Source organism: Vibrio cionasavignyae (assembly GCF_050337155.1).
GTDB lineage: Bacteria > Pseudomonadota > Gammaproteobacteria > Enterobacterales > Vibrionaceae > Vibrio > Vibrio nomapromontoriensis.
Window position 1 is genome coordinate 21,664 of the sequence record NZ_JAKJSR010000018.1, and the last position, 25,250, is coordinate 46,913.

A 25,250-nucleotide genomic window follows, 5' to 3' on the forward strand; every position below is an offset into this window, starting at 1 on the left:
CCGTTTAACTACCGAGTTCTAACAAGGTAGCGTTCCCCCCCACTGCTGTAATATTGATAGTTCGAGTTCTTTCTGTAATAAACTTCAATACTAGATTTGGATCGTGTGACGTTGGCATTGACGTCAGATCCGTTTCAGACACCAACAAACCAATCGCACTAGTGCGACTCGCTAATTGATGATTGACCTGCCATAACGTGTCTTCAGATCCGACCAACCCTACTACTCGAACGTCTAAATCGATAAAGGCATTGGCTTCTTCTAAAGGTACGATATGAACAAGCTGTGATGGCAATTGAGAACGCTCAACCGCCGAAACTAATAATTGATTAAAGGCCGTATTGTTTGAGCTAACAATGACACCGTTACCTGCGACTAACGCGGTTGTGATCTGAGCAATGGCCGCAATACTCGCTTGCGCATCTTCGCTTTCAACAATAATAAGCACCACGCCACGACCCGCCGCATAGAGCTCATTGGTTTCACCCGTTGGTCCCGGCATTAAATGAGGCGTGCCCAATAGTACATTCGCCTGCTGGATGTGATACGCCATGACGCTGGCTAACGTCCCGTTCACTTCATTCATATTACGTTGCAGTGACAGTACGCACTCTCGCTGCTCGGCAAACTCGGTGATGTTCCATTGCTCCCAAGCACTAAAAACATCAGAGAAAATTGTTGTGTTATTGACCATGATTTTTCTCCTTATTTCGATACTTGAATAGCATCAGTAAAACGGTACAAATAGTGTGGTCCACCCGCTTTAGGCCCAGTTCCAGATAAACCTTGACCACCAAATGGTTGCACGCCCACCACCGCACCTACTTGGTCACGGTTGATGTAACTGTTTCCGACACGAGTATGTTTTTCTATCCAACGGTAAGTGGATTCGTTTCGACTGTGGATACCCAAGGTGAGTCCAAAGCCAGTCGCATTAATGCGCTCAACAACACTTGGTAACTCGGCGGCTTTAAAGCGAACAATATGCAGAATTGGACCAAATTTCTCTTCTTTCAAAATAGACATATCATCAATTTCAAAAGCACTTGGTGCCACGAAGTCCCCTTCCGCACACTCACTGTCTAACGACAATTGCGCCACTTTCTTGCCATGGATTTGCATCGATTCAATATGACTAAGAAGCTTTTCCTTCGCTTTTGTATCGATGACAGGTCCCACATCGGTTGCATGTAAGTAAGGCAGTCCGACCTTAAGCTCCGCCATCGCACCTTGAATCAGGTTAACAACACGGTCGGCAATATCGTCTTGCACAAACAGCACACGTAGGGCTGAACAACGTTGCCCTGCCGATGCAAACGCGCTGCGTACCACATCACGTACCACTTGTTCAGGTAGCGCGGTAGAATCAACAATCATGGCATTTTGGCCACCGGTTTCCGCAATAAAAGGAACCGGGGCAACTTGACGAGCAGCGAGCGTACTGTTGATACGTTGCGCCGTCGGTGTTGAGCCCGTAAATGCCACACCAGCAATCGCATCGTGAGAGGTCAATGCATAACCAACATCAGCGCCATAGCCGGTAATAAGCTGAATCGTATTCGCGGGGAAGCCCGCTTCAAGCATCAACTCAACGGCTTTAACTGCAATCAAAGACGTCTGCTCTGCAGGTTTCGCGACCACCGTATTACCCGCGACTAATGCCGCTGAAATCTGACCTAAGAAAATCGCCAATGGGAAGTTCCAAGGGCTAATACAAACGAAAACACCACGTCCCTGACGAGTAAAGGTTTTCGATTCACCGTCAAAGCCAAGTAATGATTGAGGCTCAAAGACCTGCGGCTGTTTCGCGTAATAGCGACAAAAATCGACCGCTTCACGCACTTCATCAATAGAGTCGTGAATGGTCTTACCCGCTTCTTGGTGACAAAGTGCAACCAGCTCATGCAAGTTATCTTCCAGTGCATCCGCAAGCTTCAACAAACACGCGCTGCGTTCTTGATAACTCACCTTAGACCATGAGGCATAACCTTGATCAGCGATCCGGATCGCTTCGGAAACATGATCATGGTTTGCCATCGCCACCTGACCCACGACAATACGACGATCATAAGGCGCCGTGATCGTATCCAGTGTCGCTCCTTCCTTGATCATGCTTTCGTATAACGAAACACCGTTAATGATCGGTGCCCCTTTCCAGTGCTTACTCAGGAAGGCTTCAACTTTGTGCTCGTAGTCTTTCGCTTCCGATTCGATATCAACATTGACACCCACGGAGTTCTTGCGATCAGCAAAAATACGCGGCGGCAACTCAATCTGATCATTATGCAGAGTGGTATTAGCATTCAGCGCATCGACAGGATGAACCGTTAATGTCTCTACTGGGCAGCGGGCATCCACTAACCGATGGACAAAGCTACTGTTAGCGCCATTTTCTAACAAACGACGAACTAAATAAGGTAAAAGATCTTTATGGCTGCCAACCGGAGCATAAATACGGACAGGTTGTTTATGCGTATCCATCACATGATCATAAAGAGAATCCCCCATACCATGCAGACGCTGGAACTCATAATCGGTGTGCGGTGCCATCGTGGCAATCGCTGTCACCGTATGCGCATTATGGCTAGCAAATTGCGGGAAGATATTACCGCGAACATTGTCATTTAAAAGAAATCTTGCACAGGCTAGATACGCCACATCTGTCGCTTCTTTACGAGTGAAAACCGGGTAAGCATCATAGCCCGCTTGTTGAGACCACTTCACTTCGCTGTCCCAGTACGCGCCTTTAACTAGACGTAGAGGGACAAGGTCTCCTTGCTGCTTAGCCAATGCGTTAATCCACACCAGTACTGGCAAAGCACGTTTTGAATACGCCTGAATAACTAAGCCAAACTTGCCCCAACCTTTCGCGACATCACTGCGATAAACTTTTTCAAACAGCTTTAACGACAGCTCTAGACGATCGGCTTCTTCTGCGTCGATGGTAATCGCCACATCAAGCTCACGTGCTCGTGTTAGCAACTGCGTGAGCGTGTCACACAACTCGGTCAATACTCGTGCTTCATTCGCCACTTCATAGCGCGGATGTAGCGCCGATAACTTAATGGACACTGAGGGTGCTGGGCTAGTATCAAGTCCATACTTATCGCCGCCTACGGCCTCAATCGCCATGAGGTAGTCTTTAAAATACTTGTCTGCATCGGCTTTTGTTAATGCCGCTTCACCTAACATGTCATAAGAGTAGGTGAAACCGCGGTCGCGCATTTTCTTACCGTTCTTTTGCGCTTCACTGATACTGCGGCCAAGCACAAACTGATGACCCATGATCTTCATCGCTTGGTACATTGCTTTACGAATTACTGGCTCAGAGAATTTATTCACCAGCTTATTCATTGCCTTAGCAGGGCTTTGTGTTTCCTGATCGCCCAGTCCTACCACTTTACCCGTGAGCATTAAGCCCCAAGTAGATGCATTGACAAACACGGAATCTGAACTTTTCAGATGCGATTTCCAATCCGCAACGCTGAGTTTGTCACGAATCAGCGCATCAGCCGTGGCAGAATCAGGTATACGCATTAACGCTTCCGCCAAACACATCAACAAGATCCCTTCTTGGGTATCAAGGCTGTATTCCAATAGCAGCGCATCAATCATTTGAATAGCATTTTTGTCGGCGCGAATCGCCTCGATTAGCTGCGTGGTTTTCAGCGGAATTTGTGTGGCTTCATCACCGCTAGGCGTTGCCAAAGGTAAAAGCTGTTGTAACCATTGTGATTCATCCACCATGTATAGTGGAGAGATCAGTGACCAGAGCTGCTCAAGCGGTTGCTCGGCAAACTCTTTTTTAAGCACATCAGTTGCTGTAAACATGCGTCATCCTCAATCTCGCTCCAACCGCAACAGGCGGTAGGCGTACTACAATGGCAGGGAGTGTATTGTGAGTGCACGACGAATACTTGTCAAAAACTCCGAGCTTTTTGCTGTTTCCTACGCTTATTAACAAAACTAATACAATGTCACATATCAACAAGCAATATGAGCTGTTACTTTCTGCAATCAAATTAACATATTGTTTCGTTTCTAACACTGACGTTTACTGTGAGGTTGTCATTGCTCACAAAAAATAGACGATCAAAAATATTGCAGCGAAGACAACGCTATAGCGTCACCAGCAATATCTATTAACACTTATTTGTGGGACTTTTGCCCATTTTGAGACCTCCATCCGGTATACTGCCAGCGAACAAATCGATGCTAATAACATAAATTGTTGCCAAAAATATAAATCGTTGCCAAAAACAAGAGTACCGACTGACTTTGCTTAAACGTTGCTATCACCTCTTTATCGCGATAATGATTACAGTGTGCTCTTACACTGTGAGCGCGACAGAGTACGCATCATTTGAGACATCCCCTCACTCGACAGCTAGTGCATCCCTTGCCCTAGATTTGACTCAACTAAGCTCGACTCAACTAGCCAACGATACGTTAGATTCACTGGATACTGATGACGATGGTTCGGCAGTGAATGACAACATTAGTCCCTATTTTCTTTCGGTCTCTCGCCGAGCGATCAGTGACACCCATTGCGCAGAATACGGTACGTCACCGGATTACTTATTGCTCATCGCTTTTTTGCCACCACCTCTACTAGAGATGGCCACCAAACCCACCACGATTCTTTCGACTCAAATGCACTGGACGAGCCGCGTAAGCGCTTCGCCTTCGCGCTTATCGGGCTGGAAAGACGCCAACACTCTCTATTCACACCAACACGCTAGATTTAGCTGATTCTCTCATGCTCAGAACCGCCTGAGCCGCACCACCCTCGCTCAAGACCAATCACCACAACTCTCTTTATGTCGTGTTCTTAATTCATTTTAAGACAACATATTAGGGATAGTTCTATGTGGCAGCTTTGCTTGGTCTTGTGTGTTCAAACCATAAATGAATGAGAGAATTTTCTTTTGAAAAAACACACCCAGCGTTCCATTAATCACTTAGCTAAATGGAAATACATCGTGCTCGCTATGACGTTACTAGTGATGCTATTTAGTGCATTGCCATCAGTATTTGGTGAAAATGCCGCCTTGCATATCAATCATCGTGGGCAGCCGACGGATGCCACGTTGTTATCCCATACCCTTACGGAATCCAACATTACTCCTATGAGTATCGAGCAAAATGGTGACACCACCGTCATGATCTTTGATGACGCGACCCAGCAAGCTCAAGCTCAAGTCTTGCTTAAAGAGCACTTACCAGAATCGACGACCGTCGCACTAGCGATGGAGCCAGCGGCACCCCAGTGGCTGCTTAATGCTGGGTTTTCACCTATTGCCCTTGGTTTAGACTTACGCGGTGGCGTGCAGTTTTTACTAGAAGTCGATATGGAGCCGGTGTATCAAGCCCACCGTCAAATGGTGATTGATGAATTTTCTAGTGAGATTCGTTCTAGCCGCGGACGTGAAGTTAACGACTCGGTCCAAATCAATCTCTATAACGATCAAGATGTCACGGCAGCACGTACCTTACTTCGTAGCCAATTCGCCCATTGGGACAGCCGCATCAGTGGCAGCACCGTCACACTGTCGCTATCCGATGATGAAAAGGTGTCGCTGCGAAACCTCACGGTTCAGCAAAACTTACAAATCATGCGCGGGCGCATCGCCGAGTTAGGCATTACTGAAGCCTCAGTGCAGCGTCAAGGTGAAAACCGCATACGAATCGAGTTGCCGGGCGTTCAAGACCCAGCCGCAGCGAAAGACGTGATTGGTGCTACTGCTTCGCTCGCCTTTCACGCAATGCCCACCACGCAGACCCGACAAACGCTCTCACTTCTCGACAGCGAAGGTCACCCTGTCAATGTGAATCGACGCGCCATTTTAGCGGGCGAGCATATTATTGATGCCAGAGCTGGCATTAGCGACATGGGTACAGCAGAGGTCAATATTTCTCTGGACTCGGCAGGCGGTCGAAAGATGTCACAATTTTCTCGAGCCAACATCGGACAACCTATGGCGACCCTCTATAACGAGTACAGCCGTGATTCGAAAGGTGAAAGCCAACAAGTCAGTGAAGTGATTAGTGTCGCGACTATTCAATCTCAACTTGGTAGCCGCTTTAGAATCACGGGAGTGGGAAGCATGCAGGATGCTCAAGAGCTCGCTCTGCTGCTGAGAGCGGGGTCGCTGACCGCACCGGTTACCATCATCGAAGAAAGAACCATAGGGCCATCGCTAGGAGCTGAAAATGTTCAAAATGGCTTTGCCGCGCTTGCTCTAGGGTTAGCACTGACGCTGAGCTTTATTGCACTTTGGTACCGTCGTATGGGCTGGGTGGCCAATGTAGCCCTGCTTGCCAATATGGTGTGTTTGTTCGGGCTCATCGCTTTACTACCCGGAGCGGTACTGACTCTGCCAGGCATCGCCGGCATGGTATTAACCGTTGGAATGGCGGTCGATACCAACGTACTCATTTTTGAACGAATCAAAGACAAGATGCGCGAAGGAAGAACCTTTGCACAAAGCATTGATAAAGGCTTTCACAGTGCCTTTAGCTCTATATTCGACGCCAACTTAACCACCATGATTGTTGCGATTGCGCTATACACCATTGGCAATGGACCTATTCAAGGGTTCGCCATCACGCTTGGACTTGGGTTGCTCACGAGCTTGTTTACCGGAGTATTTTTATCTCGCGCCATCATCAATCTCATATGGGGGCGTGATCAGCGCCGTGAAGTAAGGGTTTAGCCATGAATATCTCTCAATACTCACTCACTCGTGTTCGCTATGGCATGTCAGCAGTGTCAGCATTGCTCTTTTTAACCGCTACGTTATTTATCACCTTGCAAGGGTTTAACTGGGGGCTAGATTTTACCGGCGGCATCGTTGCAGAAGTTCGCCTTGATGAGGCGTTAAATTTAACCGACATCAAATCCTATCTTGAGCACGCTTTAATGCAAGATGTTCAAGTCATCAGCTCCACTGAGCCCGGACGCTGGATACTTCGCTACAACGAACTAGGTGACCAAGCACTGGCGTTGTCCCCTATTCTTGAATCCGTCAGCCAACATGTAGAAGTGCTCAATAGCAGTATTGTTGGTCCACAAGTAGGACAAGATATGGTTGAACAAGGCGGCGTTGCGATCTTGGCGTGCTTTGTATTAACGATGTTATATCTGAGCTACCGATTTGAATGGCGCCTTGCACTGGGTGCGCTCGTGGCTTTAACCTACGACGTGATTCTGGTTCTCGGGCTTTTCGCCATGACTCAAATTGAGTTCAACTTAACTATCCTTGCCGCTGTTCTAGCAGTGCTGGGGTACTCTTTGAATGACTCAATCATCATTGCAGACCGAGCTCGTGAACTCTTTAAAGCTAAACCCAAAGAGTCCGCCGACACACTGATTAATCAGGCAGTTAAAGCCACATTTTCGAGAACACTCATCACGTCAGGGACCACGCTGGTCACTGTCTCCAGCCTATGGTTATTGGGCGGACCTGCTCTTGAAGGATTCGCTATTGCGTTATGTTTGGGCATCGCCAGTGGTACATGGTCATCAATCTCTATCGGCGTCACCTTGCCTCAACTGATTGGTATTAACCCATCGCACTATCGCGCCGCTAAACCAACACCTGAGGAGGTTTCGCCATGACACGATTCATCAAGCAAGAGTTTGTTTTCTTACTCGGTCTACTCACGGTCGTACTGTTCAAATTTGGCGGAGAGGGCATACTTCAGACACAAATGCGATCATCAATAGGGCTTCTACTCACCGCGGGACTGTTTGCGGTTGTCATGGCAGCGATATTTGCCGTTGTGCGCCATTCGGATGCACTTGCAATTAAGCTTGGTGACCCTTATGGCACACTAATTCTGACCATCTCCGTTATTTTGCTTGAAGTTGTGATGATTTCATCCGTCATGCTCACAGGAGACGCCAACCCTGTATTAGCACGTGACACTATGTTTGCCGTGATCATGACGGTATTAAATGGACTCGTCGGGATCACGCTGTTAATAGGAGGACTCAAGTATCACACGCAGAAATATAACCTAGATGGCATAAAGTCGTACCTAGTTGCCATTGTTCCTCTCGTGTTGTTATGTCTTGTGCTGCCAAACTTCACCAGTATGGATGAGCTAGGTTCGATGTCGAGTACGCTCACCGTAACCTTAGTACTGGTCTCCATCGTTTTATACGCGGTATTTTTATTCATACAAACCAGCAGCCATACTCACTTTTTTATGGATGAAGATCATCAAGATGAGCATGAGTTCCACGGTCCACTAGGCAGCAACCTCTATCACTCCCTCATGCTCGTTGGTTACCTGCTGGTGGTGATCTTGCTTGCTAAGAGCTTAGCCATTCCTATTGATGGCACTGTCGGCTTACTTGGTGCTCCACCAGCATTAGGGGGCTTAATCGTTGCTATTTTGATCTTAGCTCCGGAAGCCGTAGGGGCGGCAAAAGCGGCGCTCAATAATCAGCTGCAGCGGGCTATGAATCTGTTCTTTGGTTCAGTGCTTGCGACCATCGCGTTAACGGTGCCAGCGGTTTTGCTTATTTCCAGTATTATCCACCAACCGATTCAACTGGGGCTCGCGCCCGCAGAAATGGTATTACTCGCCACCACACTCGTGATGACAAGTGTCAGTTTTAGTAGCGGGCGAACTAATTCCCTTAATGGCGTTGCTCATCTCGTCCTATTTATTGCCTACATCATTTTGATGTTCGAGTAATACCACCCATCTACCTTGTGCTGCTCGGCACAAGGTAGTTCATATTACGGAGGGACTTCCCAATGTTGGATATATTTGTTGCTATTTGGCACCACGATTTCGAGACGCTGCAACAAGTCAGCTCATTAAACGGATTTTTACTTCTGCTCGCGTTTATCTTGCTACTCGAATCCAGTTTTGTCTTCTTACCCTTACCAGGAGATAGTCTAGTATTATTCGTCGGTGGGCTAGTGGGTCTAGGGATCGTGGATTTTTACCCTGCCGCAGGCGCACTCTGTTTGGCAGCATCACTTGGTAGCATTAACGCCTATTTACAAGGTCGGGTTCTTCACAAAACACGATTGGTACCCTTTTTGGATCGCGTACTCCCCCATGACGCTTTACCTAGAGCCAAGGAATTGCTGCACCACTATGGGTTCCTATCACTGTTTATTTCGCGCTTTATTCCCTTTGTCAGAGTCCTAACCCCAATGTTAATGGGATTGTCTAAATTAAGTATGTGTCGCACCGTCATTATCAGCATTACCAGCTCAGTAATTTGGTGTTTGGTGTTAATGCTGTCAGGAAAATGGTTAATGATTCATCCAAGCCTAAGTGACTACCAAGAACTGATTTCTAAAGGTTTAGTCATCATGAGTCTCATATTAGTGATGGCTGCTATTATTGGATTGTTTTATCGTTATATGACATCAAAAAGCGAGCGCGTTAATCTCTAGAGCCTACTGTCATGTGGGTATAATTCGTCAACAAACTAAATAGTAAACGTCACAGCTTGGACGTAACAAGGCTAAACGATAATTGTCACTTTCTCGTAGCCCTAGAATTACTAGGGCTCTGCCTTGATAGAGTTTGTGACATAAAAAGTTGAGCGTCAAAACAAACCAGACTCCCTCTCTGGATTATTTACTTAATTGCCAGTTCAAAACGGGCCAATTACACGTTTCATTTTCCTTCGTCAGCCGACGACAGGGGTTCACTAAATACGCAAAATCAGCGTATTCACACAAAGGCAAATCGTTAATTGAGTCGGTATAAAAATGAATAGCCTCATAGGTTCGACTTTCATCTTTAAGCCATTGTTTCAAGCGACTAACCTTACCTTCACGATAAGTTGGGATACCATTTATCTCTGGCGTATAAGTGTTATTTTCTTCAACTAAATCGATACCCATCGCAACATCAATACCAATACGTTTAGCTATGGCTTGAACGAGAAAGCTGACCGATGCCGAAATCATCACCGTATCGACTTCATCACGTCGAAGGTTCGCAAGTAAATCGCTTGCCTGAGGGTAAAAACGAGGCATTATCTTCTCGTCGATACATTGTTCGACCCAGCATGCGATGTCTTGTTTAGGTACCCCTTTAAGCGGCGACATCGAGAAGGTCAAATAGTCCTCCATCTTCAAATCACCTTGGGCATATAGCGCCATTAAACGCGTATCCTCTTCAAGAAAACCCGGTGTTGTCGCAATCCCTTTTTCTATCAGAAATTCATTCCATAATACTGCGCAGTCGGCATCAAAAAGCGTTTCGTCCATATCGAAAACATAGAGGTCTTGAAGCATCATCCGTTCCATTGTCATCTAGCGATTGTAAGAACGTTAGCGATGTCTTCACTAACGATTAGCGGTCAAATTGGGCATCATGCTAATCACTCATTGTGACAATTTGATGTAGAAAAGGAGGGAGGAGAAAGAAGCCGCTATCGTCGACTTAAAGAAATCGCTTCTTAAACTGAGAAGGGGAGATCCCCTGTAAACGCGAAAAAGCATGAGTAAAAGTGCTTTGACCAGAAAACCCCGTTAACTCGGCCACTTGACCTAAGTTCAAATGCCCTTGCTCAATCAGGCGCTTGGCGGCATCAACCCTTTTATTTAACACATATTGGTGCGGTGTAATGCCAATCTGCTCTTTGAATAACATATGAAATTGGCTTTCCCCCAAGAATACACTTCCCGCTAGCTGCGATACCGATATTTTGTGGGAAAGATGCTGATCGATATAGCGATCAATCTGTTCAAGATCAAAACGAGAATCTCGTAGCGCAGTTTTAAATGCGGAAATATGACGTTGTAGCAATGCAACAACCGTATCATTGCAAGCGCGGCTCAATAACAGATCATCGGGACTATTCTTCATTTCGGCGACCAACAGCTGTATCAGCTTTTGGATCTGTGTATCGAGTTGGAAATAGGTTTTATTCTTAGATAACTCATTGATACGATGTAGTAATACTGGGTCGTCATCATTAGGTATAGGTAAATTCAGCACCAAAATATCGGGTTGATCAACCACGCCACCGAAAGCATGATCAAGGCCTGATGTGACAACGCACCCCTGACCCGGCCCAACTAAGTTACCCACGCCACCCACTTCAAACTCTGCCTGACCTTTTAAACCAATCACTACCTGCGAATAATGGTGATCATGAGAATCCATATGAGAAGGTAAACGGACTATTTCTGCCGGTTTTGGGGAAGCATGATCAAGAGGTACGTTTGATTTATTCGGCATGGTTCAAGGCGCCAGTCATCGCGAGGAAGAAAACGAGAGTATAGCGATTTCACTCGATTTTTGAAAAGATATTCATGGTCGAATGCCGAAATTGACACCCACAAGTACTAAATTCAAGCAGTTATGGAACACAGCAAAGGATCCTCACTTGATCAAGCTTCCGGAACCATGATCATGAAGCCATAAGTTACGGTGGTTGTAATTTGAACTATTTCACGATTTTGATATAAAAAAGCCGCAATAATTGCGGCTAGATATAAAAACAATTAACGCTCAGCGGAAATAGTTAAGGCGCTAAACGCTCTATGTCCCACTGACCCACACCATCTTCTGTAAACAAAAAGCGATCGTGTAAGCGATTTTCTCCGCCTTGCCAGAACTCTATGGACTCTGGTCGAATACGATAGCCGCCCCAAAATGATGGCACTGGAATTTCGCCTTTTTCAAACTTCTTCTTTAGCTCAAGGTACTTTCCTTCAAGGACACCACGAGCTGAAATTCGGCTACTTTGCTTACTGGCAATTGCGGCAAGTTGGCTCTCTTTAGGGCGCGAAGAAAAATACTTCATATTCTCTAATGTGCTGAGTTTTTCCGCCACACCAGTAATATGCACCTGACGTTCCAATGGATGCCACGGAAAATGTAAACTGACTTTGCTATTGACGGCAATATGCTGTGCTTTGCGGCTACCCAAATTGGTATAAAAAACAAAGCCGTTTTTATCAAAATTTTTAAGCAACACAATGCGTTGAAATGGTTGGCCTGTTTCATCAACCGTTGCCACTGTCATCGCAGTCGGATCCGTTAACTTAGCTTCAACAGCCTGCTCTAACCATGCGTTAAATTGATCGATAGGATCTGCGAGTAAATCCTGACGACGTAACCCACCCTTTGAATATTCACGGCGGATATCTTCGAGTTCCATAACCATTCCTCAACGTTTTTCTGAATTTTGCGCTTATCGTCAGCAGAAAACAACCCTGGATACGACAACTAATCATCGATTTTTGATGGTTATCTTCTAGTTTGTCTGTATCAGTCATCAGAACGAGACAAAACAGACAATATTTCGATATATCATTACTTTGCATTCACAAAAGTAGTACTAAACTTTACTATGTCATCTTGTCTATAAAGACGACTACTTAAATGCTACTCAATAACCTTCACCGTTATTGCCAAGTAGATCGAGTCTTCAGTGTACGCCAGTTACAATTTGACAACAGTAGTAATAGTATTAAACGATCGGATAGCGTCATCCGATACCAATCGCGGATAGGACATGAATAAGAACGAATACAATAAAGTTTCTAACGCCGAAATCGACTACATCGACGATAAAACAGCTGCGCTGCTGCTTAATACCCCCACCAGCGCACGGATCATGTTGTGGGTGGTTGTGCTCTTTTTCATTTGCGCTGGCGTTTGGGCGTCCTGGGCTGAAATCGACAAAGTGACCGTCGGTCAAGGCAAAGTGATCCCATCATCCCAAATCCAAGTCATCCAAAATTTGGAAGGCGGATTGGTTAAGCAAATTTTAGTAAAAGAAGGGGATACCGTTAAAGAAGGTCAACAGCTTCTTCTGATAGATGATACCCGCTTCCGCTCCGACTTTAGAGAAAGAGAACAGCAAGTCCTTAATCTGACGGCGAATGTACTGCAATTATCCGCATCACTAACCAGTGTGGTCATTAACGAAGACGTGGATAATAAAAACTGGCAACAGTCGGTCACTTTGCAAACCGACAAATTAGCTTTCCCCCCTACTTTTGAAACCGACTATCCAAAACTTGTTAGCCGACAGCGGGCAGAATATAGACAAGACTTAAACGAGCTACGTAACCAGCTTTCTGTTCTTGACTACCAAGTGCGCCAAAAACAGCAAGACCTAATCGAAATACAAGCACGTGTTCGTAACCTACGACAAGGCTATAACCTAGCCAGAGATGAACTTAACATAACCAAGCCTTTAGCCGATGAGGGGGTCGTCCCTAAAATTGAGCTGCTTAAGCTTCAGCGTCAAGTGAATGATACCCGACGAGAATTAACCTCTACCGAACTCAAAGTGCCGGCACTCAAGTCTGCTATACAAGAGTCCATGTTAAGCCGAATCGATATTGCACAGAAATTTCGATCTGAGCAGCAAGAAAAACTCAATCAGGCGCAAGATAAACTCTCTTCAATGACCGAGTCAGCCGTTGGTTTAGAAGACCGAGTCAATCGAACCATTGTGGTATCTCCAGTGAATGGTACCGTTAAGACGCTTAATGTTAATACCGTGGGTGGTGTCATTCAGCCCGGTATGGATCTGGTTGAAATCGTCCCGACCGAGGATACCTTGTTAGTTGAAGCTAAAATTGCCCCACAAGATATTGCATTTTTGCGCCCCGATTTGCATGCCATTGTTAAATTCAGCGCTTATGACTTTACCAAGTATGGTGGTCTAGATGGCGTACTCGAACACATTAGTGCTGACACCACGCAAGATGAAGAAGGGAATAGCTTTTATATTGTTAGAGTGAGGACCGAAATAACGAACTTTGGTCAAGGTGAAGAGTTGCCAATTATTCCAGGGATGACAGCTTCGGTTGACATTATTACAGGAAAACGAACGGTTCTCGATTATCTATTGAAGCCGTTAATCAGCGCCCAAAATAACGCATTGAAAGAGTAAAGCGGACTGTGTTAACGGATAAGCGGACAGGGAGTCTGCCAATCAAACTTAAACACTGCGTACTCAGTATCGCGGTGACGACGGTGTTATTGCTTGCTGGACATTCAGGGGCCTATACGAAACAAGAGCAAACTTGGATTAACACGGTTTCAAGTGTTTATGGCGAACGAGCGGGCAAACGCGTCGAAACATGGCGAACTATCCTTGCGGAGTTACAAGGACAGTCGGAGCAGAAGCAACTCGAGGGGGTTAATCAGTTTTTCAATCAACTGAATTTTGTTGACGATATCGATTTGTGGGGAAAAAAAGATTATTGGGCAACACCTTTGGAGTTTTTAGGTAGCAATGCTGGCGATTGTGAAGACTTTACCATTGCAAAGTACTTTTCATTATTGGAGCTCGGCATTTCCGACAAGAAACTTCGGCTAGTTTACGTTAAAGCCATTGAGCTTAACCAGTTCCATATGGTACTTGCCTACTACGAAACACCTCGCTCTCAACCAATAATTTTAGACAACTTAATTGGTGAGATTAAGCCCGCATCAAAGCGAAATGATCTACTCCCGATATACAGCTTTAACGGTCGAAACCTTTGGGTGATGAAAACCACACAAGGAAAATTGGCTGGCAAGTCGTCGAGACTTAAATTATGGAATGATTTGCGCTCGAGAGAGCGCTCATTGAAGTTAAGGAAACCCAAGGTAAATTACGACGAGTAAACAATTATGACACTATACAGACAGCTAGTGGTTAGCATGATAGCAGTATTTATTCTGCTCTTAACGTCGGTGTTTATCATCGAGTTTAACACCACAAAAAACTTCCTTGAGCAGCAGCAACGTTCAGAGGTGCACAATACTATCAATACCGTCGGTCTAGCGCTTGCTCCGTATTTGAAATCGCAAGATACCGTTGCCGTCGAGTCAGTCATCAATGCCTTATTTGATGGCAGTACCTACTCGACCGTCCGTTTGGTCTTCCTAGAGAATGAGCAGGAAATCGTTCGCAGCTATCCGATTCAGCCCAACGGTGTCCCTGAATGGTTCACTAACCTAGGGATCTTCAAACCCATCCACGACTCTAGAGTTGTCACCAGTGGCTGGCTTCAGCTCGCTGAGGTGGAAATAATCAGTCATCCTGGTAACGCCTACGCGGAGCTTTGGGGCGCACTAAAACATCTCGTCATTGCTTTCACGGTGATTTTCATCTTCGGAATTGTGGCAATATCCTTCATCTTGCGACGAGCACTAACCCCTCTAAGAGCCATTGTTCAAAAGATGGAACAGGTTGCCCACAAACAATTTGGTGCCCCTCTGAAGCGCCCAAGTACCAAAGACCTGATCGCTGTTGTCGATGGTATTAACAGCATGTCATCACACGTAGAAGAGTCATTTAAACAGCAAGCTAAAGAAGCGCAAAAACTCCGTGAGCGCGCCTATATGGACCCGGTCTCACAATTAGGTAACCGTGCTTTCTACATGGGTCAGCTCAATCAATGGCTATCTGAATCCTCGCTTGGTGGCGTCGCAATTCTTCACGCTGAATTTATTAAACGAACGTACAAAGCCGAAGGCTATGAAGCGGGGGATGGCCAAGTTAAAGAGCTCGCGGATTTATTATCATTGAGTATTAATATTCCCAACGCTGTGATCGCACGGATATCTACCGATGAATTTGGTTTTGTCTTCCCAAATATTGATGAAAGTGAACTCAAATTAGTCGCCAGCAGCATAGTAAGTTGCGTGCAAGACCTCAACTCGGATCCAACCGGGCTGAGCAAAGCAAAATCGGCACTAGGGGTTGTATTTAATGAAGAACGTAAGAACTCAACACAACTACTATCGGTGTTAGACAATGCGTTGACGAAAGCCAAAGCAGATCCCGCGCTAGATTATGGCTATGTCACCACAGAAACGACTGGCGCGATTCTTGGTAAGCAGCAATGGCGCAATATGGTTGAAGAAGCCATTAGCAACGATTGGGTCACTTTCCGCTTTCAGGCTGCGAATAGCAGCTGGGGCGAGACCTATCATCGCGAGGTCTTCTCTGCGATTGAAAAAGACGGTGAGCGTTTTACCGCCAATCAATATCTGCTTGCCCTTGAACAGCTTAATGCTAGCCACATATTCGATGAACACGTTATTGTTTCGGTAATAAATAAGCTAGAGAAACAAGAGATGTCCGATCCTATCGCCATCAATATTGCACCAACCAGTATTGCCGAACCTAGCTTTATACGCTGGATATCTCAAACACTTGCCAAGCATCGCCATATTAATGAAAAGCTGCATTTTGAGATCCCGGAGACGTGTTTCATCAATAACCCGCATCACACGGCGTTATTCTGTAATGCCCTGCGTAATGAAGGGGCTAAATTTGGTGTCGATAACTACGGTCGAAATTTCCATTCTCTAGAATATATTAGTGAATTTAGACCTGATTACGTCAAACTCGACTACCTCTATACACACCAGTTGGATGACGAAAAACAGAAATTTACGCTCACGTCAATTTCTCGAACCGCACACAATTTAGGTATTAAAACTATCGCCTCTCGAGTGGAAACACAAACTCAGTTAGATTTCCTATCTGAGCATTTTGTGGATGTATTCCAAGGCTTTATCGTCGATAAATAACAAGGTGCCGATAGCATGAAAGACCCAATACTGAATTCGCTGATCTACATCAGCCGATACTATGGGCTTGCCAACTCTCCCGAAGCGCTGGTGAATGGCTTACCACTGTCAGAAGGTAAATTAACGCCATTTCTGCTCCCTAGAGCCGCCGAGCGAGCTGGGCTAGTCGCAAAAGAAAATCGTTCAACACTCGATGGTATTCCGTCCATTGTTTTTCCCGTCATTTTGTTGCTAAAAGGGGGCGATGCCTGTGTCTTGAACAGCATCGATTCTGAGAACAACGAAGCAGAAGTGATAACACTCGAATCTGGTTTAGTGCCTATATCTGTTCCCTTAGACGATCTAATTGAGCAGTTTATTGGTCGATACTTTCTGGTAAAAAAACAGTTTCGCTACGACGAACGCTCGCCAGAAGTACTCAAAACCCGCGAAGGACACTGGTTCTGGGGCACGATCTGGGAATCAAAGCACATCTACCGCGATGTCTTAATGGCATCGCTAGTCATCAACATATTCGCAGTTGCCGCGCCTCTTTTTACCCGTTTAGTTTATGACAAAGTGGTGCCTAACCTTGCCTTTGAAACCTTGTGGGTGCTCGCGGCGGGGATTTTTATCGTCTTTGGTTTTGATCTTGTACTCAAACTGATGCGCAGCTACTTTATTGATGTCGCTGGGAAAAAGTCCGATATTCTGATTTCATCAAAGCTTTTTAGCAAGGTGATGGGAATACGAATGGAGTCGCGACCACCATCCGTTGGCGCTTTTGCTCGTCATCTACAAGAGTTTGAGTCAATTCGGGAGTTCTTTACTTCTGCAACCATCGCATCTCTGATTGATCTGCCCTTTGCGCTGCTGTTTTTAGTACTCATTTGGTTAATGGCCGGTAACTTAGTGATTATTCCCATTATTGGCGTCGTCATTTTAATTATTTATTCGTTACTTATTCAAGCACCGCTACGACGAGCCATCGAAGAGGGCTCACGCCTTGCTTCACAAAAATACGCCAACCTTATTGAAAGCCTGGCTGGCTTAGAGACGGTTAAAATTTTCGGTGCTCAAAGCCAGTATCAATACCGCTGGGAAGAAGCCGTCGCGCATATGGCGAACTGGAATATTAAGAGCAAACGTATTACCGATGGCATCCAAAATACCGCAGGATTTGTCCAACAATCGAGTAACGTCGGCATGGTGATTCTTGGTGTCTACCTCATCTCTGGTGGTGAACTCACCATGGGGGGGTTGATCGCTGCAACCATGCTAAGCAGTCGTGCGATTGGCCCTTTAGTTCAGCTCTCATTGCTCTCTACTCGCTACAATCAGGCCAAGTCGTCAATGACCATCATTGAGCAAGTCATGGCAATGCCCGATGAACAAGAGGAAGGCAAACGCTATATCCACCGCCCAATTATTCATGGAAAAATCGAACTGGATCGCGTGACATTCCACTACCCAGATTCACCTATGGCGTCTATCCGAGATTTAAGTCTAACGATAGAGCCAGGAGAAAAAGTGGCGATCATTGGTCGGATTGGTTCAGGTAAAACCACCCTAGAGCGACTCATTATGGGGCTTTACCAACCCACAGAAGGCCACGTTCGAATTGATGACACAGACATTGCACAGCTTCACCATGTTGACGTGAGACGCAACATTGGCTGTGTTCCTCAGGACTGTAACTTATTCTTTGGGTCTATCCGTGACAATATTACCCTAGGGCGCCCTCTGGTCGACGACAGAGACGTTATGGACGCAGCAAACCGAGCTGGTGTGACCGTATTCACCCAGCAAGATCCTGCTGGCTTAGAACGACAAGTTGGCGAAGGGGGGTTATTGCTGTCTGGAGGACAACGACAAGCGGTCGCTATTTCACGTGCGTTCCTTGCTCGCCCCCCTATTTTGATCATGGATGAACCCACTAGTGCAATGGATAACCGCTCTGAATTGCACATTAAAACGCAGCTTAAGCAGCTCAAATCGACAGAAACACTGGTGCTGATTACCCATAAAACGTCAATGCTTGATGTCGTTGACCGGGTAATTGTTATGGAAAAAGGCGCCATTATTGCTGATGGACCGAAAGCGCAAGTTCTCAACGATTTAAGACAAGGTAAAGTGAAAGCAGCCAGTTAAGTGGCAACCATAAGCTAAAACAAAAAGCATAAGCTAACATTAAAAGGTCGACCTCACGGTCGACCTTTTTTTAGTTCACAGCTTACGCTCTACTGTCGCGCTTCACTCGACCCGAAGAGTTTCCATGACTTTCCTCCGTTACGGCTTTTTAATATCACACCATTATGCGCTTTGATTCCAGAGTACAAATTGACCTCTGCCGTGCCTCCGGTTTCAATCAGCTCCAGTGGCCAACGTTCTCGATATTCTTTCGCATTGTCGTCACTTAAGAAGTGATGATAGAAAAAGTAATTGAGATAAAGATCATCATTAGGGGCTACAGAGAGCTTATGGTAAAAGACACTATATCGACCTAGAGCAGGCACCACTATGCTACCCACATCCTGCCACGCCCCATCTTTATGCTTTCGCATATAATGTAAGCTATATCGGTCATGTTCATCGACTTTACGAAACACCATATGAATCGTATCTTGGCTATCAATCACCAAACCTGGATAGGTATTAAACGGCTGACCCAATGCATTTTTAGAAACCACCTCCACAGGATGGCTCCACTTCCCAGCAAGCTCACCACTGCTTCCTGTTTGAGCAGAAAGATACACAAATGGCGCCTGATGACTGCCAGCCATCACATGCAGAGCACCACCACTATCGACCAAAATAAAGGGGATATTATGGTTATCCGGCGATAGACAACAACTGCCAGTTGAGGTTAGGTATTGAGGTAGCGTCACCTCACCGCTTATGTGATTATAGCTAGCATAATAGATATCGGTATCCGTAATATTATTCCCTAAATTACTGTCTAGGCGAGCAAAAACAAAGTGAGTGTAATCGCCAATCGTGGCACTACTGTTCATCCCTCCAGAGTGTGAATAACCGGCAATAAATTCCGTGATACCACTACTTTCCAAAATCAATGAAACTGGCGTGTCGATGAGTAGCCCATCGCCTGTTTTTTCGATTGGCACAATATTAGCTTGATCGTAAATCAACACAGGAGGCACATCACGATTGGTATTCGGAGTCACCGCTTGAAAGTTATAGTGACCATTTTGATAACTGCACGTTTTTGCGCGCGATGGTAATGTGTAGCCTTGCCACTGCTTAAACTGCGCCTCACCTGACTTGGAATACAACAAAACCCAATGGTTTTGATCATTTATCGGCTCATTAACACAGGCAAGTAAGTAAGCATCACCATCATTATCGAACTCAACGCGTTCATGAATAAGCTTAGCCCCAGACCAAACACTGCCATCCCATGACGGTTTATTGAATGCACTACGCAAAGCGTCATTCACTGAGTATGACTTCCAGCCCTTTGCTGATTTCAACTGAATAAATTGCTCCGATGGAAAACCATAAGATGGATAAATCGTACTGTTGTCATCCTTCTTCTCGTAAGCACCAGCAACAATAACCTGCCGTCCTCGCCCATCAAAAGTCACAATATTAGGGTAGTATCTTGGATCATAACCGAATAGCTCACGCTCTCGTTGATACAGTGCGGGGTAAATTAACGGCTGAGATTCTGGTCGTATTGCACCAGGCCAACGCTCACTGTCCCATTCAGCTTGTCCCTTATCCCATGAAGATTGATCGAGAATGTCGTCAGTACCACGAAATAGCGACGAAATTTGCTCATCATTCAGAGACTGGCCGTAGAAGGACACTTCATCAATGACGCCTCTAAAGTGCTGTGTATTGTCTCGTTTAAATCCAATACTCAAGTCTCTTGATTGATTCGGTCTATAACGCATATTATTCGTCGTTGCTTGAAGCTGACCATCTAAATACAGTTTTGCTTCCCCAACCAAGACTTCAGAATCAACGTCATCCAGTTCGCCGCGGAAGGTCAATGTCACAAAAGTCCAAGTATTAGGCGTCACTTCTGGACCGTCTAATGTCGACAATACCTGACCATCCCCGGTTAAAAAGTGCCATTTCCCCTGCTCATCAATCGACAATTCATGAGTTCGTTTATCATCCGTAGAGCTCCACACCACCTGTCTACTGCCATTAAGCTTCTTGACTTTAACCCAGCTAGAAATCGTAAAATGAGGGGCAGAAAATGCGGGTGAAATAGGAATATCTATTCCTTCCGAACCCTTAAATTTAATGCCAAGGGACTTAACATCACTTCGGCGAACCGTTACCCGTTTGGGGTCATTTCTTAACTGACCATTATGGTTGTGTTCAGCGTCATATACCCACTCGCCCACGCGTTCAGAAAAGTGCCATTTAGCGATAGGCATCATAGCCTTAGCTCTAACCTCTGCTTCACTTAAAGCACCTGAAATCACTTCAACATCATCAATCTTACCTTCAAAGAAATACTGGTTATCACTGCCTCGGTAACCAATCCCCATTTTCGCATCAAGATTTTGCTGATAGTCGACGTCATTCAACCGTTCAAGCAACTTGCCATCTAGATAAAGCGCAGCGGTACCTTTTACGAGAGCGCTCTGTTCGTCCTCACTACGGGATATTTCGTCATCCGCTTCAAACGTTGCCACTAGGTGCTGCCACTGGCCCAATGTTGCCTTAGCGCTCCCCACTCGCGACCATGAACCGCCACTGTTGAGCCAAAACTGCCACATCTTATCTGGCGTTAAATATATTTGATAACCGCCACTCTCCCCACGCGAAGCAAAAGGTGTTTGATACACCGTACTCGACCCTTCAGGTTTCACCCATAACGACAAGCTAAAGTGTTGTAAATTGAGCTCGGGGTTTTGTTCGATCATCACTCCATCGTTTAATCCATCAAACGCCAAAGCGTAACCAGAACCTGTGGCCGTATCTTCAGACCAATGAGGGGCACCAATTCGCAATCCAGGATGATTAAACTGCAGAACATCTTCCGGGTTGGGATCTTGCGAGAGGGGCTCGGTAACTTTGGTGCCTGTCCCCTCATTCATCTGCCACATAGCCAACAAGCTATCTGGACGAGTATTACTGTTGAAGTGCGCCTCAACTTCCGAGGCATATAACGCCGTTTTATACACCTCTACTTGCGCGATATTACCGTGATAAAAGTACTGATTGCTGCTCCCTCTATACCCAACACCAATTTTGGCAAGCGTATCAGGTTGATAATTAGCTCTCGGGTTCTCCGCCACCTCTACGCCATTGAGGTAAAGTGATGCAATACCGGTTTGAACGTTATTATCCCCTTCAGATTCACTAAGAAACGTCGTGGTAATATGCGCCCATTCCCCCAAGACCACTTTGGGCCCAACCACTTTGGACCACCCTTCAGGACTTTGCAGCCAAAACTCCCAATGTCCTTGAGGAGAAATGTAAATCACACTGCCTTGGGCTGCACCTCGCGACGAATATACCGCTTGATAGCCTGCAGACACTGACATAGGTCGCACCCATGAAACCACACTAAAATCTGCCGTACCCATTTTCTTGTTGGCAGGGATCGTGAGTCCGGCACTCAACCCATTAAATTCAAGTGAATACCCTGACAAGTTTTCCGGTACATCTTCAGACCAAATAGGAGGACTGCCATAGGTAAGAAAGGAAGCAGTCAAATTTTCAGCGCGATAGAAGGTACTAATCGTATCTTTCACTATCGAGTCATGCGGCAATTCCATCTCCCAATGAGCAATGGTTGTATTTGAAACCGATGCCGCTCCTGCATACAACGGAAAGAAGAGCCATAATAAAACCCGGCCTCGTTTTTTATACCAATACTTCATGTCATCCTCCATAAAATTAAAGCTCCAACCCTCACTAAATCGCCCTTAATTTCAAATGTAGCAATACGAACTGAATTATCAGCCAGATGTGCATAAAAAATAATAGTCGTTTTAAATAAGAGTGGAGCTTAGTTATATTGCTAACCCGTTAGCAATGTTTATTTACTTCCATACATAACCAAACCCAACAACTAGGGCATTATTAACTGCGCTACTTCCATCCGCATTTTTCAAGCCATTAGCTTGGTTTCGCCATTCGACAAATGGTTGAACACCACTTCTTGTCCAAGTTAATCGAACTTCATTATCCATGGTGTTAACTTTCTCATTACCATAAAAATCTTCATTGCCCTTTAAAACATAAATATTCTTATACCAAATAGAAATGTCGTGGTCTTTAAATTGATAGGCTATTTGGTTATCAAAGCGATAATCCGTATCTGAGCTCTGTATTTGATCATCTCTATCCGCATAAATATGAGCTCGACTACGGTGATAAAGAGAAATACCGCTATCGAAGTTATAACCTAACTTAATCAAAGGTCTATATTGAATGGTTTCTCCCGCTTGAACGAGATTGTGATAACCCACCGATGCCCAGAATTTACTGTCTAAGTTTAGGTTTTGCTCAACCCCTAATGTCACAACAGGAGACGGAGCAATACCGTTTTTCATTTCTCCTAATGGAATACCATCTATTTCCATTAACAGCCGCGTTCCTGAGTCAAAGTTGTGCCCAACTTCCACAGTTGATGTCGACTTTGAACCATGAAGGTATGAGTCATGTAACTGCACATTGCCATTAAAGTAACTAGAAGACGATACGGCTTGTCCAGAAACAAGTGTGGCTAATAGTACAAAAGGAATACTTCTATTCATTAATAACTTCCTATGTTTATGAGTTTAATTAACACCAAATAGTGTCGGTAAATACATGGTAAAGAATGGGAAATAGGTAATAAGCATCAATCCAATAAATTGCAACGCAAATATAGGCAATAGCGGCTTAACAATACTTGTTATTTTCTCCCCCGTAACGCTACAAGAAACAAATAATACAGTCCCAACAGGAGGTGTGATTAATCCCATACATAAATTATAAACAATCACTACACCGAACTGTACTGGATCAATTCCGAGAGTCATCGCAACTGGATAAAAAATCGGCGTGAAGATTAATAATGCCGGTGCCATATCCATAAATATTCCGACAACCAATAGGGTCAAATTCATCAATAGCAATAGTAATATTTTATTTTCTGTCACTCCGATCAATATTTCACCGATGGCATCGGGAATACTCGCGAACGTCATGCTCCAACTCATTAGGCCAGAACAAGCAATTAAAAACAAAATCACGGAAGACGTTAAAGCCGAGTCAAAAAGTACCTTGGGTAGCGCTTTTACACTAATGGTTCCATAGCAAAATGACAAAACAAGGCTGTAAAGTACAGCAATACCACCCGCTTCTATTGCTGTAAATACGCCAGACAAAATGCCACCAATGATGACAAATATCATGGTTAGACTCGGCAATGTTTTCCAAACCGTTAGCGCAATCTGTTTCCAATGATAGTGCGTGTTATCAACTGGGTATTTGAGCTTTTTCGCATATAAATACGCGACGATCATCACCGACAGTCCCATCATAATCCCGGGTAAATAACCCGCTAGAAACATCGCCGCAATAGAAGCACTGCCACCGGTAATCATTGAGTAAATGATAAAAATGCCCGTTGGAGGAATCATCATTCCTGTCGGTGCCGACGCGGCATTAATCGCCGTCGAGATAGACATGTCATAGCCTTTCTCTCTTGCCATTGGCGAAATAATTCCACCTATCGCCGTTGACGCTGCGATACCAGAGCTGGACAAGCAGCCAAACAGCATATTGGACAAGACATTGGCCTGCCACAAATTACCGGGAATCCTGCGCCCTAACAGCATCGCGAGATCGATAAGTCGACGGGCAATACCGCCTTGGTTCATGATGTTGCCAGCAAGAATAAAGAAAGGTAATGCTAGAAATCCAAAGCTCTCTAAGCCTCCAAACAACTTTTCACTCGCGGTGACCATTAGGCTATGGCTATCAATTTGCAGAGATAACACCCAAAGCCCAGCAAACGCCAATCCCACAGAAATCGGCACATTCATCGCCAACAAAAAGAAAAATGCACCAAATAATAATAAGGTTGACGTCAATTCCAGATGTTCATCGACTAGATACTCATAGGTACCCGTTTGCTGGAAACCATGCCACAGTAAAAATCCCAAAATACCCATGGCAACGATCGATGCCGCCATGATCAGCGTTTCACGGCCTAGCCCAACGAGTTCAATGACTCTTTTCAGTTGCATTGACACAAAAAACACGCCTGACAACACCAGAATACTTTGTAGCGTCGACATCGAGAGACGCAACATTGGTGACGTAAACGACGCATTTTTTTCCATGGCATATAAGCCGCCATAGGCAATGATTCCTGCAAGGGCCACCGTCAGTAATGCACTGAAGATGATCAACCATTTTTGATTCCTTTCCGAGAGAGCATCAAAAACGATGGGCAAGCTTAAATGCGCCCCTTTAGCAAAGCACACAGAAGACCCAAGAAAGCTCAGCCAAATCATTAAATAGATAAGCAGTTCTTGAGATAGACCACTTGGGTCACTTAATACATAACGTGTAAATACCTGATAGATAATGAGTACACTCATCATCGCTAATATCAAAGTTACAACCTTAGATAGAATTCGTTCATTCCAATCACACACTTGATAGATCGCAGCCTCAATACGCTGACCTATCGAGCCGTTGTCATTATTGTTGTTGAGGGTGATGAGTTTCTCTCTCATGGTTCTCGCTCCTAC

Annotated in this window: 17 protein-coding genes; 9 read left to right on the plus strand and 8 right to left on the minus strand. The window is 45.2% G+C overall.

Annotation, left to right across the window (positions count from 1 at the left end; translation table 11 throughout):
• Positions 1 to 4 precede the first annotated feature (4 nt).
• Both L4D74_RS14450 and putA read right to left on the minus strand, forming a co-directional pair.
• The gene (locus L4D74_RS14450; protein WP_428752810.1) at positions 5 to 694 is read right to left on the minus strand and encodes an aldehyde dehydrogenase family protein; all 690 of its coding nucleotides are present in this window, start codon (positions 692 to 694) and stop codon (positions 5 to 7) included.
• A gap of 11 nt (positions 695 to 705) precedes the next feature.
• Positions 706 to 3,831, minus strand: coding sequence for a bifunctional proline dehydrogenase/L-glutamate gamma-semialdehyde dehydrogenase PutA (gene putA, locus L4D74_RS14455; protein ID WP_428752811.1), 3,126 nt, complete (start codon positions 3,829 to 3,831; stop codon positions 706 to 708).
• 507 nt (positions 3,832 to 4,338) lie between these two features.
• On the opposite strand from putA, the gene L4D74_RS14460 reads away from it, so the two are divergent.
• From L4D74_RS14460 to L4D74_RS14480, 5 genes are all read left to right on the plus strand, one after another.
• Positions 4,339 to 4,752 (plus strand): hypothetical protein, encoded by a 414-nt coding sequence (locus L4D74_RS14460; RefSeq protein WP_428752812.1) that lies wholly within the window; start codon positions 4,339 to 4,341, stop codon positions 4,750 to 4,752.
• A gap of 176 nt (positions 4,753 to 4,928) precedes the next feature.
• Positions 4,929 to 6,716 (plus strand): protein translocase subunit SecD, encoded by a 1,788-nt coding sequence (gene secD / locus L4D74_RS14465; protein WP_428752813.1) that lies wholly within the window; start codon positions 4,929 to 4,931, stop codon positions 6,714 to 6,716.
• A 2-nt stretch (positions 6,717 to 6,718) separates the two neighbouring features.
• The gene (gene secF, locus L4D74_RS14470) at positions 6,719 to 7,621 is read left to right on the plus strand and encodes a protein translocase subunit SecF (protein WP_428752815.1); all 903 of its coding nucleotides are present in this window, start codon (positions 6,719 to 6,721) and stop codon (positions 7,619 to 7,621) included.
• Entirely contained in the window at positions 7,618 to 8,709 is a 1,092-nt protein-coding gene (locus L4D74_RS14475; protein WP_428752816.1) for a calcium:cation antiporter, read from the plus strand. The genes secF and L4D74_RS14475 overlap by 4 nt, the downstream gene beginning before the upstream one ends.
• Before the next feature lie 62 nt (positions 8,710 to 8,771).
• Entirely contained in the window at positions 8,772 to 9,425 is a 654-nt protein-coding gene (locus L4D74_RS14480; protein ID WP_428752817.1) for a DedA family protein, read from the plus strand.
• A 183-nt stretch (positions 9,426 to 9,608) separates the two neighbouring features.
• On the opposite strand, the gene L4D74_RS14485 is transcribed toward L4D74_RS14480, so the two are convergent.
• From L4D74_RS14485 to pdxH, 3 genes are all read right to left on the minus strand, one after another.
• Entirely contained in the window at positions 9,609 to 10,277 is a 669-nt protein-coding gene (locus tag L4D74_RS14485; RefSeq protein WP_428752983.1) for an HAD family hydrolase, read from the minus strand.
• 148 nt (positions 10,278 to 10,425) lie between these two features.
• Positions 10,426 to 11,226 (minus strand): AraC family transcriptional regulator, encoded by an 801-nt coding sequence (locus tag L4D74_RS14490; protein ID WP_428752819.1) that lies wholly within the window; start codon positions 11,224 to 11,226, stop codon positions 10,426 to 10,428.
• Between the two features lie 286 nt (positions 11,227 to 11,512).
• Entirely contained in the window at positions 11,513 to 12,151 is a 639-nt protein-coding gene (pdxH, locus tag L4D74_RS14495; protein WP_428752820.1) for a pyridoxamine 5'-phosphate oxidase, read from the minus strand.
• 357 nt (positions 12,152 to 12,508) lie between these two features.
• On the opposite strand from pdxH, the gene L4D74_RS14500 reads away from it, so the two are divergent.
• The 4 genes from L4D74_RS14500 to L4D74_RS14515 all read left to right on the plus strand — a co-directional run bounded on the left by L4D74_RS14500 (position 12,509) and on the right by L4D74_RS14515 (position 18,666).
• Positions 12,509 to 13,900: an HlyD family type I secretion periplasmic adaptor subunit gene (locus tag L4D74_RS14500; protein WP_428752821.1), complete on the plus strand. Its 1,392-nt coding sequence runs from the start codon at positions 12,509 to 12,511 to the stop codon at positions 13,898 to 13,900.
• A 68-nt stretch (positions 13,901 to 13,968) separates the two neighbouring features.
• A complete protein-coding gene (locus tag L4D74_RS14505; RefSeq protein ID WP_428752984.1) occupies positions 13,969 to 14,619 on the plus strand; it encodes a transglutaminase-like cysteine peptidase in 651 nt (216 codons plus the stop codon).
• Positions 14,620 to 14,625: 6 nt separating this feature from the next.
• The gene (locus tag L4D74_RS14510; protein ID WP_428752823.1) at positions 14,626 to 16,536 is read left to right on the plus strand and encodes a bifunctional diguanylate cyclase/phosphodiesterase; all 1,911 of its coding nucleotides are present in this window, start codon (positions 14,626 to 14,628) and stop codon (positions 16,534 to 16,536) included.
• Between the two features lie 15 nt (positions 16,537 to 16,551).
• Complete coding sequence (locus L4D74_RS14515; RefSeq protein WP_428752824.1) at positions 16,552 to 18,666, plus strand: type I secretion system permease/ATPase; 2,115 nt, start codon at positions 16,552 to 16,554, stop codon at positions 18,664 to 18,666.
• 89 nt (positions 18,667 to 18,755) lie between these two features.
• Here the strand turns inward: L4D74_RS14515 and L4D74_RS14520 are convergent, their stop codons facing one another.
• The 3 genes from L4D74_RS14520 to L4D74_RS14530 all read right to left on the minus strand — a co-directional run bounded on the left by L4D74_RS14520 (position 18,756) and on the right by L4D74_RS14530 (position 25,235).
• Positions 18,756 to 22,382, minus strand: a complete 3,627-nt coding sequence (locus tag L4D74_RS14520) for a LamG-like jellyroll fold domain-containing protein (RefSeq protein ID WP_428752826.1) — start codon at positions 22,380 to 22,382, stop codon at positions 18,756 to 18,758.
• Positions 22,383 to 22,544: 162 nt separating this feature from the next.
• The gene (locus tag L4D74_RS14525; protein WP_428752828.1) at positions 22,545 to 23,261 is read right to left on the minus strand and encodes an oligogalacturonate-specific porin KdgM family protein; all 717 of its coding nucleotides are present in this window, start codon (positions 23,259 to 23,261) and stop codon (positions 22,545 to 22,547) included.
• 24 nt (positions 23,262 to 23,285) lie between these two features.
• Positions 23,286 to 25,235 (minus strand): TRAP transporter large permease, encoded by a 1,950-nt coding sequence (locus L4D74_RS14530; RefSeq protein ID WP_428752829.1) that lies wholly within the window; start codon positions 25,233 to 25,235, stop codon positions 23,286 to 23,288.
• Positions 25,236 to 25,250 lie beyond the last annotated feature (15 nt).